The following is a 13,076-nucleotide window of genomic DNA, read 5'->3' on the forward strand; positions in this document are numbered from 1 at the left end:
CTTGCCCCAAAATAAGGCAGGATGCTGCGGAAGCGCACCAAAATAATGCACGCCTTGCCATGAGCTCACAGCTCACCGCAAGGCGAGATACAATAGCATTTATTGCTCAAAGACAGCAGAGCCCTTAGGCTAGCTAGCTATATGTTTTATTCACCCTCAAACCTCAGAGTCAGCTTATGACCGACTGCATTTTTTGCAAGATCGCCAACAAAGAAGTCAACGCTCGCATCGTTTATGAAGATGATCGCGTGGTGGCTTTCCACGACTTATTTCCCGCAGCACCAACGCACTTGCTGATTATCCCCAAGCAGCACTACACCACGCTCAATGATGTGCCTGCGAGTGAAGCGCTGATTTTAGGTGAACTGATGACCACTGCCAGCAAGCTCGCCGCCGACTTAGGCGTGGCCGACGATGGCTATCGCGTGGTGATGAATTGCAATGGTAACGGCGGCCAAAGCGTCTACCACATCCACCTGCACTTGCTTGCTGGTCGCAAGCTCACTTGGCCACCAGGTTAAGTCATGAGCCAACGTCAATTAAGCTGGGTCGACAAGCTCATCTGCGAGGCCGACCAAGTCTTGCGCACACTGGCTCGCGATGCCGCCGTGGCACAGCGCCCGTCGCCAGCTATTGCCCATGCTGAAGCAGGCTTATCTGATGAGGAACGCCGCCAAGTGGCCGGCTTTATGCGAGTAAATCATACTGGCGAGGTCTGCGCGCAGGCGCTCTATCAAGGCCAAGCGCTAACCGCAAAGCTGCCAACAGTGCGTAGCGATATGCAGCAAGCAGCTGCCGAAGAAGTCGATCATTTGGCGTGGTGCCAGCAGCGTTTAGATGAGCTGGGCGCGCCGGCTAGCCGCTTAAATCCGCTGTTTTATGGCGCATCGTTTGCTATGGGCGCTTTAGCTGGTTTGGCTGGCGATAAATGGAGCTTGGGCTTTGTTGCCGCGACTGAGGCTCAGGTTTGTGAGCATTTGCAGGGGCATTTAAACCAGCTACCCATGAACGATCGCCGCACCCGCGCGGTACTGGCGCAGATGCATAGCGACGAAGCGGAACATCGGCAAATGGCCATTGATGCCGGCGCCGCTGAATTGCCTGCGCCGGTGCAGCACGCCATGTCGGTGATGGCCAAAGTGATGACAGGAACTACTTATTACGTGTAGTTCCGATCATTACTCAGCCGGGTGTTTCTAACACCTCATAGCTATGCGTAATTTCGACGCCGCCGGCCTGCAGCATGATCGATGCCGAGCAGTATTTTTCTGCAGAGAGCATAACGGCGCGCTTCACATGCGCCTCATTTAGGCCAATGCCTTCTACGATGAAGTGCACATGAATTTTGGTGAAAACTGCTGGCACGGCGTCGGCGCGTTCGGCATCGAGTACGGCCTCGCAATGAGTGACTTGCTGGCGCGATTTTTTTAGCATGGTCATGACATCAAACGAAGCGCAGCCGCCCATGCCCATCAGCAAAAGCTCCATGGGGCGCGGGCCACGATCTAAGCCGCCGTGGTCCGGTGGACCATCCATCACCACCGAATGACCAGTGCCGGACTCGGCGCGGAAGCTGACTTCGCCCTGCCAATGAACGCGTGCTTGCATGATGAACTCCTCTGCTCAAATCGCCTGAGCTTATAAATGCCGTTTGAAAAAAAATGCTTAACTAAACAGAGACGCCAGCATATCGCCTGGTTCAGGCGCGCGCATAAAGGCCTCACCTACTAAGAAACCATTGACGCCATGCTCACGCATCAAGGCAACATCATCGCGCGTGCTAATGCCGCTCTCAGTAATCACTGTGCGCCCCGTTGGGATTTCAGCGAGCAAATCTAGCGTGTTATTGAGCGAGACCTCGAAGCTGTGAAGGTTGCGGTTATTGATACCAACTAGCGGACTACCTAAGGGCAAAGCACGCAGCAGCTCGGCGCGATCATGCACCTCAATTAAGACATCCATATTGTGCTCGCGAGCACAGGCATAGAGCTCATTGAGCTGGGCATCGGAAAGCGCAGCCACGATCAGCAGCACGCAATCGGCACCGATGCCACGCGCTTCAACTACTTGATACGGATCGTAGAGAAAGTCTTTGCGGATTACCGGCAAGTCGCAGGCAGCACGAGCTTGCTTGAGATAAGCATCGCTGCCTTGGAAAAAGTCGACATCGGTCAGCACCGATAAACAGGCAGCGCCACCGGCTTGATACGACGCGGCAATGGCATCGGGCTGAAAGTTTTCGCGAATCACACCTTTCGATGGCGAAGCCTTTTTAATCTCGGCAATTACGCCCGATTGACCTTGCGCAATGCGGCCTTGCACGGCGGCGGTGAAGCCACGCACAGGGCTAGCTTCGCGGGCAAAGTCTTCTTGATTAGCTAGCGAATAACGCTTGCGGCGCGTGGCAACTTCTTCGCGCTTACGCGCCATGATTTTGTCGAGAATAGTACTCACGCTGAGGCCTCCGGGCGCAAGGCACGGGTAAATGAGCGCAGATCATTTAGCTTCTCTAATGCTTGACCGCTACACATTAAGTCATCGGCAAAGGCCACGCCTTGCGCCCAAGTCTGGCAAATGCCGGCAACGTAAATCGCCGCACCAGCATTGAGCGAGATGAGCTGCGCCGCCTTCACTGCCTCGGGCGTGCTGCGCTTGCCCAAGGCATTTTGAATTAGAGCCAGCGATTCAGACGAATTCGCCACACTCAAACCCACAAGGCTTTGACTGGGCACGCCAAGCGATTCTGGCGTGATGACATACTCTTTCACTTCGCCATTTTTCAGCTCAGCCACGCGGGTGGGCGTGGCTAGCGAAACCTCATCGAGGCCATCATTGGCACACACCACTAATGCATGAACACTACCCAACCGCATTAGCACCTCCGCCATCGGGCGGCATAACGCAGGGTTAAATACACCAACGACTTGGCGCTTTACAAAGGCCGGATTGGTCAGTGGACCAAGCAAATTAAACAGCGTGCGAATGCCCACTGCTTGTCGAGCCGGCACCGCATACTTCATCGCGCCGTGATGATTCACTGCGAACAAAAAGCCAACACCAACTTCATTGATGCAGCGTGCGACTTGCTCGGCATCGAGCGCCAAATTAACACCAGCAGCTTCGAGCAAGTCGGCGCTACCACTTTTCGATGACACCGCACGATTACCATGCTTAGCCACGCGCGCGCCGGCGGCGGCAACCACCATCGCTGCCGCAGTAGAGACATTAAATAAGTTAGCGCCATCACCACCAGTACCGACGATGTCGACGATGTGCGGATGCTCAGCAAGCACGACCGGCGTGGCGAGCTCGCGCATTACGCGTGCTGCACCTTCAATCTCATCAATCGACTCGCCCTTCATGCGCAATGCCACCAGCAGCGCTGCAATTTGCGCATCGGCCAACTCGCCCTGCATCAGCGCGCGCATGATGTCTTGCATTTCATCTGTGGACAGATTGATGCGCTCGACCAAACGCCCAAGGGAAGCTTTTATGTCCATGCTCATCGCACCTGCTCAAGAAAGTTTTTCAGCAGCGCATGACCTTGCTCACTGAGAATAGATTCGGGGTGAAATTGCACGCCCTCCACTGCCAAGGTTTTATGGCGCAGACCCATGATTTCATCACGCGAGCCATCGGCATGTTGCGTCCACGCCGTCACCTCCAGGCACTCGGGCAAGGTCTCGGCGCGCACCACTAGTGAATGGTAACGTGTCGACACCAGCGGGTTATTAAGGTCGCGAAACACGCCTTGATTGGCGTGATACACCGGCGAGGTTTTGCCATGCATGACCTGCCGTGCGCGCACCACTTCACCGCCATATAACTGGCCAATGCTCTGGTGGCCTAAGCACACGCCCAAGATGGGAATCTGCCCAGCAAAGCGCTCAATGGCAGCAATCGAAATGCCTGCCTCGGTCGGGGTACATGGGCCCGGCGAGACAACTAAGCGCGATGGTGCTAGCTCAGCGATTTGCTCTAGGGTGATTTCATCATTGCGAAAGACACGCACTTCTTCACCGAGCTCGCCGAAATACTGCACGAGGTTGTAAGTGAAGGAGTCGTAATTATCGATCATCAGCAACATGGCTTAGCTCCCAAACCCGGTCGATGCCAGCTCAGCGGCTTTCATGAGCGCACGCGCTTTATTTAAGGTTTCCATCCATTCCAGCTCAGGCACGGAATCGGCAACGACGCCGGCACCTGCCTGCACATGCATTTGGCCGTCTTTGAGCACGGCGGTGCGAATGGCAATCGCCGTGTCCATCGCACCATTCCACGCTAAATAGCCGACGGCGCCGCCATAAATGCCGCGTTTCACTGGCTCGAGCTCATCGATAATTTCCATCGCACGCACTTTCGGTGCACCCGACAGCGTGCCGGCCGGCAAAGTCGCGCGCAGGACATCGAGCGCCGTCACTTCGGGACGCAATGTCGCCTCAACATTGGAGACGATATGCATGACGTGCGAGTAGCGCTCGATCTTCATTTTTTCAGTCAGGCGCACTTGGCCGATTTGTGCGACGCGACCAACGTCATTGCGACCTAAATCGATAAGCATCAGATGCTCGGCAATCTCTTTCGGGTCGGCCAATAACTCCACTTCGAGCTCACGATCGCGCTCAGGTGTGGCACCGCGCTTGCGTGTGCCGGCAATCGGGCGCACCGAGACTTGGCCATTTTCAACGCGAGCCAAAATTTCTGGACTGGAGCCGACAATATGGAAGTCGTCGCAATGAACAAAGTACATATAAGGCGATGGATTCAGATGTCGCAAGGCGCGATACAGCGACAACGGTGGCTGCACAAATGGCGCACTTAAGCGCTGCGACGGCACTACCTGCATGACATCGCCCGCCAGCACATAATCCTTGATGCGGTTCACGCCGGCCTTAAAGTCGGCCTCAGGAAAGCTAGAAACAAAGTCTGCCTCGCACGTGACCTGATCAGGCACAAAGGCATCTTCTGGACGCACGGAGATAGGTTGGCGCAGTACCGCTACCAAATCGTCGATACGCTTTTCAGCATTCGCCAGCGCATCAGCCTGTGCAGGGTCGGCATGGACAACGAGCAGCACCGTGCCCTTGATGTTGTCGAAAACCAAGACTTCATCTGACACCATAAAGAAAATATCTGGCGTGCCAATCGGGTCTGGTTTTACTACGGCGGCCAAACGCTTCTCGACATAACGCACAGTGTCGTAAGAGAAATAGCCGACGAGGCCGCCGCTGAAGCGTGGCAAATGCTCAAGCTCTGGTACGCGATAACGCTCGCGAAACTCATCGACAAAAGCCAATGGGTCATCACAAGTGAACTGTTCGAGCACCACACCATCACGGCGAATGTCGATCTGATGACCATTGATGCGCAACACCGTTCGTGCTGGCAAGCCGATCATCGAATAGCGGCCCCACTGCTCACCGCCCTGCACCGATTCAAACAAATAGGTGTAAGGCGCGTTCGCCACTTTCAGGTAGCACGACAGAGGAGTATCGAGATCGGCGAGGATTTCGCGCACCACGGGGATGCGGTTATAGCCTTGGGCTAATAGCCCAGCAAAGGTTTCAGCGTTCATGTGGTTTCACTCAAAAAATGCAGACGGCACAACGTGTTAGCGAGGCAATCACCATCGCCAGCAGAAGCAGTCAACACGGTTGAGCAAACGCATCATGCACACCTAAATTCAGCGGATAGCGCGACACACCGTCGCGCCTATCACAGAGGTTTGAAAATTAAAGCATGTCGGCCAATGTGGCAACCACGCGATCGGGTTCACTGGCCTCAATGGCTTCGCCGTAATTATAGCCATAGGGCAGTGCCAATACACGCACGCCAGCCGCTTTCGCCGCTTCCACGTCATTGCGCGAGTCACCAATCATCAGGGCTTTGTCGGGAGTTACTGAGAAATGCCGCAGCGAATGTTGCAGCGGTTCGGGGTGTGGCTTTTTGTGCGTTAAAGAATCGCCGCCCAACACCACGCTGAAATACTCACTGAGTTCGAGCGCATCGAGCAGTGCATTGGCGGGCTTTAGCGGCTTGTTGGTGATGCAGGCCATGTTAATGCCCTGCGCTTTTGCCGCGTCGAGAAACTCACGTACGCCGGGATACACCGTGCTGAATTCGCACACCGCGTCTTCGTAGCGGTGCATAAAAGCGCTCAGCAATTGCTCGTTTTCAACTTGGCGCTGCATGGCGTTATCGAGCTGAGGCCGCACATGCTGCAGGGCGACATCCATTAAGCGTGCGGCACCACGACCAATGCCGTTGCGCACCACTTCATCGGCCACTGGCGGCAGAGCCAAGTCGTCCAGCGCGCGATTGAGCGCAATGGCAATATCAGCAGCGCTATCGGCAAGCGTGCCATCCAAATCAAACATAATGAGTTGCGGTAGACCACCAAACCAACTTTTCAGTTCATCCATGTCGCACACTCCGCTGTTAGAAAGCACTTCGACCAGTCTGCCCTAGCGTTTTGCTTGCGCCAACTCCGCACGCATCGCAGCAATAGCTTCGGCATAACTCGGCGTATTGAAGATTGCCGAACCGGCAACAAACATATCAGCGCCAGCCTCGGCAATTTCACGAATATTTTTCGCGGTCACGCCGCCATCAATCTCTAAACGAATATCACGCCCCGAAGCGTCAATGCGTGCACGTGCTTCACGCAGCTTTGCCAAGGTGCCGGGAATGAATTTCTGCCCACCGAAACCGGGGTTCACGCTCATCAACAAAATCACATCAACCTTATCCATCACGTAGTCAAGGTAATGCAGCGGCGTGCCTGGATTAAACACTAGCCCGCATTTGGCGCCACCCGAGCGTATCAGCTCCAATGAGCGGTCGACATGATCAGAGGCTTCGGGGTGAAAGGTGACGATACTGGCACCCGCTTCAATAAAATCACCGATCAGGCGATCGACCGGACGCACCATCAAATGCGCATCGATGGGCGCAGTGACGCCGTATTTGCGCAGCGCTTTGCAGACCATCGGACCAATGGTCAGATTCGGCACATAGTGATTATCCATGACATCGAAATGCACGACATCGGCACCCGCTTCGAGCACGGCATCGACTTCCGCACCAAGGCGAGCAAAATCAGCAGACAGAATGGATGGTGCAATTAAAAACTCAGTCATAACGCTCTCGTACAAGTTAAATTTGGCGGGCGCAGATGGCCGTATCTAGGTCGGTAAGTCGCTGCGGCGTGCCAACATCAACCCAAGGGCCGGGAAAATACTCACCACTGGCACGGCCAGCGGCAATGGCATCATGCAGCAAGGGAGCCAATGGCCGCACACCTTGGCTTAAGCCCTGAAAGAGACTAGGACAATACACGGCCAAGCCGGCATATGTGAAGGCTGAGTCTTCACACTTATCAGTCAGCAACGCCTGCTCTCCAACCACAGGGGCGCCAGATGTGATGCCCTGCAAGCCAAAATCACCCATTAAATTATGCTCAGGATTATCGACTAACACTAAGTGTGCCTGCTTGCCAGGAGCCAACGCCCCGCGCAAGGCAGTCATGTTATAGCGCAGCCAAATATCGCCATTGACCAAGATAAATGGCTCATTGCCGATCAAGCTCAGCGCCTGCACGATGCCACCTGCTGTTTCCAGCGGCTTGCCATCAGGTTCATGCGACCAATGAATTTGCACGCCGAAACTGCGCCCATCTGCCAAGACCTGCTCGAGCTTTTTACCTAGCCATGCAGTATTAATAACGACTTGTGTTATTCCTGCCGCACGCAAAGCTTCAAGATGCCATACGATCAGCGGCTTGCCACCCACCTTGAGTAGAGGCTTCGGCGTGTCATCAGTCAGTGGCCGCATGCGCGTACCCAGACCGGCAGCCAGAATCATTGCTTTCACAAATACGACTCCAATGTCGGCGCAGCACTCGGGTTGCGCGCTAAATATTCGGGCAAAATCTTCAGCAAGATGGCACGTAATGGTGCCAGCTCTGCATACGGCGCTAATTCATCAAGCGCATAGCGATAGACCACAGGAATATCGTTGAGATAGCCATGCTTGCCGTCGCGAAAGCTTAGGCGAGCAAAAATACCCAACACTTTGAGATGGCGTTGCACGGCGATCCAATCGCACCAGCGCGCAAACAAGCTCAAGCTAATATGTCGCTCAAGTTTGCCTGCCTGCTGCAGCTGGCGATGAAATTGCGCAATCCAACGATTGACATCCTCTGCCGGCCAAACCACATAGGCATCGCGCAATAGCGACATCAGATCATAGGTAATTGGCCCTGTTACCGCGTCTTGAAAATCGATAATGCCAAGCTCGCCTTCGGGCGTGAGCATGAGATTGCGCGAGTGATAATCACGATGAACAAAGCCGGTGGGCTGCTCTGCAATAGCATCGGCGATCAGACCAAATTGCGCCTCAAGAGCAGCTGCATCAACTTCATTTAAGGTCACGCCCAAGAGCTGCGGAATAAACCAATCACTGAGCAGACGCATTTCTGTTAGCAGGCGCTCACGGTCATAGCTAGGCAAGGCGTAATTGGTTGGCGCAGGGCAATCCAGCATATCGATCAATGCCGTCATCGCGGCACCATAAAGTGTGTTGACCGATGTCGCGCTCAGCTCCGAACCTAACAAGGTGTCGCCCAAATCGGTGAGCAGCATAAATCCTTTCGATGACGACCATGCCAGCACTTGCGGCACACACAGGCCGTGGTCGTGTAACGCACCGGCAATCGCCACGAATGGATGGCAATTTTCCTTTTCGGGTGGCGCATCGACAGCCACTAAACTGCCCTGCGAAAACACTTGGCGGAAGTAGCGGCGAAAGCTGGCATCGCCAGAAATCATCGTTAATGGGCCCATGGTGGAAGACCACTGCGGCTGGCCTTTATGCCAAGCGTGCAGCCATTGCGCGAGCTGTTGCGCGCGGACATCTGAGCTCATTACGGGATTTTCCTAGCTGAACAGGGGTCAATGATTCTATTATCCGTTAAATCCTGATGCGACCCCTGCTTGCGCGCCATGACAAATAAACTTGTAAATACTTCTGCAAAGGTGGCTTTTGCCCGCCTAACCCCTCTGGCTGCAGCACTTTTAGTGCTGCCTAGCGCCGGCTTATCTGCGTCACCATACGGCGTCGAGTCCAATGAAGGACTCTCAGTTTATGCCGCTGCTGAGCGTGACGATGAATTTATTGAGGCTCCTAAGCCACAACGTCCATCATCTTTGCTGATGCAACTGCCCAGCGTTCCTAGTCCGGTCGCTCCGAAATCGGTGAATCAGCCAAGCCCGAGCAGCGCGGTTATTCCGCCTACTATTGCTGAACCGGCAAGAATTATTGAGCCCGCGAAACCAGCCGACAAAGTTGTCGTGGATGCTCCAGCTGCTGCGACATCGATAGCCGCCACGCCGACTAAAGATCTAGACAGTGTCGATACAGTCGGGACACGCCTAGGCTGGTTAACCACCGCTCAAATCGCACAACTGCCCGACGCCGACAAGCCGCCATTAGATGCCACTTGCCAAGGCGCATGGGCCACGCCTGTGCCATTGAGCACACCATTGGGCGACTTAGACACCTCCGACATCGAGGCTCTAGCCAACTCATTAAGCTATAACGATGAAGGCGGCGCTGATCTCAGCGGCAGCGTGCGCATCACACAGGGCGGCCGCCTGCTCGAAGCCGACAGCGGCAGCATCACGCAAGACCGTAACTTTGGTCGCTTCGATGGCAATGTGCGCATTGCTCAACCCGGCGTATTGCTCACCGGCGAACAAGCGGTAGTGAATATCAACACCAGCGCAGGCCAACTACTCAGCAGCGAGTTTGTCTCGCAAGCCATGCATGCCCACGGCCGCGCCGATCGTATGCGCCGCTTTAGCGACGGCACGCTATTAATCGACCGCGGCATTTACACCACTTGCGCACCAGGTAGTCGTGTCTGGTCATTTGAAGCGAAAGATATTGAGCTCAATCCCAACACCGGCATTGGCGAAGTTTATAGCGCTAAATTGCGCATTCAAGACGTGCCAATTCTGTACTTACCGTACTTCCGCTTTCCAATTGATGATCGCCGCCAAACCGGCATCTTGATTCCGCGCTTTGGTAACACCAACGATGGCGGCTTCGATCTGTCAGTGCCGATTTATTTGAATATTGCACCGCAACTCGATGCCACAGTGACACCGCGTCTGCTGAGCTCGCGCGGTGCCATGCTAGAAACCGAAACTCGCTATTTAACGCATGACTTTGGCAGCGGCGAGCTGAAAGCGGCTATTTTGCCTGGCGATCAAAAAACAGGTGAAGATCGCAAGTCCGCCTCGCTAGATCAGCGCGCTGATTGGCAAAATGGCTGGCGCGCACGTACCTCGCTGAATTATGTCTCAGATAATTTCTATTTCACCGATTTAGGCACTGACCTAAATCTCGCTAACCAAACGCACCAAGAGCGTTTAGGCGAAGTGTTTTACGACACACCAGACTGGCATTTCGTCGCTCGAGCACAAGGCTTCCAAACCATCGACCCTGATCTTTTAGATGTCGATAAGCCCTACTCACGCGTACCGCAATTTCTAGTCACCAGTGAGCGCGAGCGCTTACCGGGCTGGCAACGCAGCATGCGCGCGGAAGTAGCTCGCTTTGAGCGCAATATTGATGATGGCAGCGCGCCCGAAGTCAATGGCACACGCATACGCTTAGATCCAGAGGTTCGCTTTGATTATTCGCAACCTTGGGGCTATCTACGTCCAGCAGCCAAACTCAGCCACTTGAGCTATGCGCTCGATGGCAATGGCGTCACTGGCAATGAAGATACCAGCCTAACTGTGCCAACGCTAAGTCTAGACACTGGTTTAATTTTCGAACGCTTCAGCAATAACGGCAGCTCGCAAGTACTTGAGCCTCGCCTGTATTACCTCTACGCGCCGAATCGCGACCAAAGCTCATTGCCTAACTTCGACAGCGCCGTGACCACATTTAGCTATGATCAGCTCTTTCGTGACACCCGCTTTTCCGGCGGTGACCGCATCGATGATGCCAACCAGGTCGCTATCGGCTTAACCTCCCGCTGGCTCGACGCCGATGGCTTTGAGCGCCTACAAGCGTCATTAGGCCAAATTGTCTATTTGCGTGACCGCGAGGTTCGCTTAGATCCTGCTGTCGCAGTCGACACCAGCCCCGCATCTAGCTATGCCGGCAATATGACTTTCCGCGCCAATGAAGAAACCAGCTTTTTTGCCGACTTGCTGATGGACTCTGAAGGCTCTCGCCTCTCGCAATACAGCGTTGGCGCTAGCTACTTACCAAAAACAGGCGACCGCCTCTATAACGCCGGCTATCGCTTCCGCCGCGATGACCCAAGCATCGGCCAAAAAGCCGTCAGCCAAACTCAGCTATCCTTCGTTCAACCATTGGGCGTGAACTGGAAAGTGCTCGGCTTATGGAACTACGACATCAAGGAAAAAGAGTCACAAGAGGCTCTCTTTGGCGTATCGTACGAGGCTTGCTGTTGGCAGGTGCGCCTGTTTAAACGCAGTTTTATTGCCGATGCGGCGGCCAACAACAGCCCCACATCTGACCGTAGCCGCGAGGCTATCTTTATTGAAATCGTGCTGAAAGGTTTGGCAGGATTCGGCACTAACGTCGACACCTTGTTTGAGAAAAACGTGTTCGGCTACAACCAACTTGATCACAAAAAGGAAGGCTTTTAATGCGGCGCTATCTGCTGGCACTCACCTGCTTAACGACACTGCTAACTGGCGTATCGCACGCGGCGACAGCGGTCGATCAAGTCGCCGTCATCGTCAACGATGGCGTGATTTTGAAATCTGATATCGAAGCGCGTATGGGCGACCTGCGCTTTCAAGCGCAGCAGCGCGGCGCTCAAGTGCCAGACGATGCGCAGCTATTTGGTGCCGCTCGCGAACAGCTGATCATGGAAAACTTGCAGCTACAACTCGCTAGCCGCAACAGCATTCGCCCTGATGACAATACCGTGAATGCCGCGCTGGCAAATTTAGCCAAGCAAAATGGCTTAAGCCTTGACGCCTTTCGCGCCAAGCTCGACAGCACACCAGGCACTTCGTTCGAGTATTTGCGCAATGCCATTGCTCGCGAGCAAATCATTGAGCGTATGCGCCAACGCCGCATGAACGATCGCATCAATATTACTGATGCCGACATCAATCAGTTTATGGCCACGCCTGCCGGCTCCGAGCTAAACCGACAGCTCGATGTTCAGCTCAATAAAAAGTCAGAAGCTGCCGCGCCCGTTGCAGCGCCAACCATGGAGTATTTAGTCACGCAAGTGCTAGTGCCCGTGGAAGAAAGTGCCAACGCTAAAGAGCAGCTGCGCTTAGCCGATCTCGCCAAGCAAATTCTGCAGTTGCAAGCGCAGGCAATGACTCCCGAGCAGGCCATCGATAGCTTTAAAGGCAAAGCTCCTGAGGCCGCAATTGAGCCATTAGGCTGGCGTAGCACTGCGCAACTGCCCGACTTACTGCAAGCGCCGCTAGAGCGCTTGATCGCTGGTGATGCGCCAGAGCTAATTCGCTCACCGCGCGGCTGGCACTTAATTTGGCTACTGGATCGTCGCGAACTGCGCAGCCCAAACACACTATTGCCGCCACCACCGCCCGTCCCTACTACGGTCGTTAAGCAGCGTGAGGTGCGTCATATTCTCATGCGTCCCAATGACTTGCAGTCTAGCGAAGACATTCGTGAAGTCATGAATGTGCTTTATAAGAAGCTGAAAAATGGCGCCGACTTTGCTGAGTTAGCACGCATCAATTCGCAAGACCCAGGCTCTGCAGTAAAAGGTGGCGACTTGGGCTGGGTTTCGCCCGGCGACATGGTGCCTGAGTTCGACAGCATGATTGGGCAAACACCGATCGGTGCTATTAGCCAACCATTCCAAAGTAGTTTTGGCTGGCATATTTTGCGCGTCGATGGCGAGCGTGAAAAAGATATGCGCGAAACCGTTCTACGCGATCGTGCTAAGCAGATTCTCTTTGCTCGAGCCTATGACGAAGAGCTTGGGGCATGGCTACGTGAGCTTCGCGCAGAGGCCTATGTCGACTTCCGTGGCAGCAACTAAG

The 13,076-nt window shown here is 54.5% G+C and carries 13 protein-coding genes; 4 read left to right on the top strand and 9 right to left on the bottom strand.

Features of this window, described 5'->3' with window-relative positions; all coding sequences use genetic code 11:
• Positions 1–176 precede the first annotated feature (176 nt).
• On the top strand, positions 177–521 hold the full coding sequence (locus tag ACFQ0F_RS08145; protein WP_340675416.1) for a histidine triad nucleotide-binding protein: 345 nt from the start codon (positions 177–179) through the stop codon (positions 519–521).
• Between the two features lie 3 nt (positions 522–524).
• Complete coding sequence (gene coq7 / locus ACFQ0F_RS08150) at positions 525–1,169, top strand: 2-polyprenyl-3-methyl-6-methoxy-1,4-benzoquinone monooxygenase (RefSeq protein ID WP_340675415.1); 645 nt, start codon at positions 525–527, stop codon at positions 1,167–1,169.
• A gap of 13 nt (positions 1,170–1,182) precedes the next feature.
• Here coq7 and ACFQ0F_RS08155 read toward each other — a convergent pair whose 3' ends face one another.
• The 9 genes from ACFQ0F_RS08155 to ACFQ0F_RS08195 all read right to left on the bottom strand — a co-directional run bounded on the left by ACFQ0F_RS08155 (position 1,183) and on the right by ACFQ0F_RS08195 (position 8,924).
• Positions 1,183–1,608: an OsmC family protein gene (locus ACFQ0F_RS08155; RefSeq protein ID WP_379070999.1), complete on the bottom strand. Its 426-nt coding sequence runs from the start codon at positions 1,606–1,608 to the stop codon at positions 1,183–1,185.
• A gap of 57 nt (positions 1,609–1,665) precedes the next feature.
• A complete protein-coding gene (gene trpC, locus ACFQ0F_RS08160; RefSeq protein WP_340675413.1) occupies positions 1,666–2,454 on the bottom strand; it encodes an indole-3-glycerol phosphate synthase TrpC in 789 nt (262 codons plus the stop codon).
• Positions 2,451–3,500, bottom strand: coding sequence for an anthranilate phosphoribosyltransferase (gene trpD, locus ACFQ0F_RS08165; protein WP_340675412.1), 1,050 nt, complete (start codon positions 3,498–3,500; stop codon positions 2,451–2,453). Before trpD ends, trpC begins: the two co-directional genes overlap by 4 nt.
• A 2-nt stretch (positions 3,501–3,502) precedes the next feature.
• Complete coding sequence (locus ACFQ0F_RS08170) at positions 3,503–4,087, bottom strand: aminodeoxychorismate/anthranilate synthase component II (protein ID WP_340675411.1); 585 nt, start codon at positions 4,085–4,087, stop codon at positions 3,503–3,505.
• Positions 4,088–4,090: 3 nt separating this feature from the next.
• Positions 4,091–5,575 (bottom strand): anthranilate synthase component I, encoded by a 1,485-nt coding sequence (gene trpE / locus ACFQ0F_RS08175; protein ID WP_340675410.1) that lies wholly within the window; start codon positions 5,573–5,575, stop codon positions 4,091–4,093.
• A 157-nt stretch (positions 5,576–5,732) separates the two neighbouring features.
• Positions 5,733–6,422 (bottom strand): phosphoglycolate phosphatase, encoded by a 690-nt coding sequence (locus ACFQ0F_RS08180; protein WP_379071006.1) that lies wholly within the window; start codon positions 6,420–6,422, stop codon positions 5,733–5,735.
• 42 nt (positions 6,423–6,464) lie between these two features.
• Entirely contained in the window at positions 6,465–7,139 is a 675-nt protein-coding gene (gene rpe / locus ACFQ0F_RS08185; RefSeq protein ID WP_340675408.1) for a ribulose-phosphate 3-epimerase, read from the bottom strand.
• A 16-nt stretch (positions 7,140–7,155) separates the two neighbouring features.
• Positions 7,156–7,872: an N-acetylmuramate alpha-1-phosphate uridylyltransferase MurU gene (murU, locus tag ACFQ0F_RS08190; RefSeq protein ID WP_379071009.1), complete on the bottom strand. Its 717-nt coding sequence runs from the start codon at positions 7,870–7,872 to the stop codon at positions 7,156–7,158.
• Positions 7,869–8,924: an aminoglycoside phosphotransferase family protein gene (locus tag ACFQ0F_RS08195; protein WP_379071012.1), complete on the bottom strand. Its 1,056-nt coding sequence runs from the start codon at positions 8,922–8,924 to the stop codon at positions 7,869–7,871. The genes murU and ACFQ0F_RS08195 overlap by 4 nt, the downstream gene beginning before the upstream one ends.
• A 78-nt stretch (positions 8,925–9,002) precedes the next feature.
• Between ACFQ0F_RS08195 and ACFQ0F_RS08200 the strand changes: the two genes are divergently transcribed.
• Together ACFQ0F_RS08200 and ACFQ0F_RS08205 are read left to right on the top strand one after the other, a co-directional pair.
• The gene (locus tag ACFQ0F_RS08200) at positions 9,003–11,690 is read left to right on the top strand and encodes an LPS-assembly protein LptD (protein WP_379071014.1); all 2,688 of its coding nucleotides are present in this window, start codon (positions 9,003–9,005) and stop codon (positions 11,688–11,690) included.
• Complete coding sequence (locus ACFQ0F_RS08205) at positions 11,690–13,075, top strand: peptidylprolyl isomerase (protein ID WP_340675404.1); 1,386 nt, start codon at positions 11,690–11,692, stop codon at positions 13,073–13,075. The genes ACFQ0F_RS08200 and ACFQ0F_RS08205 overlap by 1 nt, the downstream gene beginning before the upstream one ends.
• Position 13,076: the final 1 nt, after the last annotated feature.

The organism is Paraperlucidibaca wandonensis, assembly GCF_042677145.1.
Classification (GTDB): Bacteria; Pseudomonadota; Gammaproteobacteria; order Pseudomonadales; family Moraxellaceae; genus Perlucidibaca; species Perlucidibaca wandonensis.

What these genes read in the sequence shown, in the direction of transcription:
- ACFQ0F_RS08145 (WP_340675416.1), top strand. Translation starts at nt 177, where the DNA reads ATGACCGACTGCATTTTTTGCAAGATCGCCAACAAAGAAGTCAACGCT.
- coq7 (WP_340675415.1), top strand. Translation starts at nt 525, where the DNA reads ATGAGCCAACGTCAATTAAGCTGGGTCGACAAGCTCATCTGCGAGGCC.
- ACFQ0F_RS08195 (WP_379071012.1), bottom strand. Translation starts at nt 8,924, where the DNA reads ATGAGCTCAGATGTCCGCGCGCAACAGCTCGCGCAATGGCTGCACGCT.
- ACFQ0F_RS08205 (WP_340675404.1), top strand. Translation starts at nt 11,690, where the DNA reads ATGCGGCGCTATCTGCTGGCACTCACCTGCTTAACGACACTGCTAACT.
- trpD (WP_340675412.1), bottom strand. Translation starts at nt 3,500, where the DNA reads ATGGACATAAAAGCTTCCCTTGGGCGTTTGGTCGAGCGCATCAATCTG.
- trpE (WP_340675410.1), bottom strand. Translation starts at nt 5,575, where the DNA reads ATGAACGCTGAAACCTTTGCTGGGCTATTAGCCCAAGGCTATAACCGC.
- ACFQ0F_RS08180 (WP_379071006.1), bottom strand. Translation starts at nt 6,422, where the DNA reads ATGGATGAACTGAAAAGTTGGTTTGGTGGTCTACCGCAACTCATTATG.
- ACFQ0F_RS08200 (WP_379071014.1), top strand. Translation starts at nt 9,003, where the DNA reads ATGACAAATAAACTTGTAAATACTTCTGCAAAGGTGGCTTTTGCCCGC.
- rpe (WP_340675408.1), bottom strand. Translation starts at nt 7,139, where the DNA reads ATGACTGAGTTTTTAATTGCACCATCCATTCTGTCTGCTGATTTTGCT.
- ACFQ0F_RS08170 (WP_340675411.1), bottom strand. Translation starts at nt 4,087, where the DNA reads ATGTTGCTGATGATCGATAATTACGACTCCTTCACTTACAACCTCGTG.
- ACFQ0F_RS08155 (WP_379070999.1), bottom strand. Translation starts at nt 1,608, where the DNA reads ATGCAAGCACGCGTTCATTGGCAGGGCGAAGTCAGCTTCCGCGCCGAG.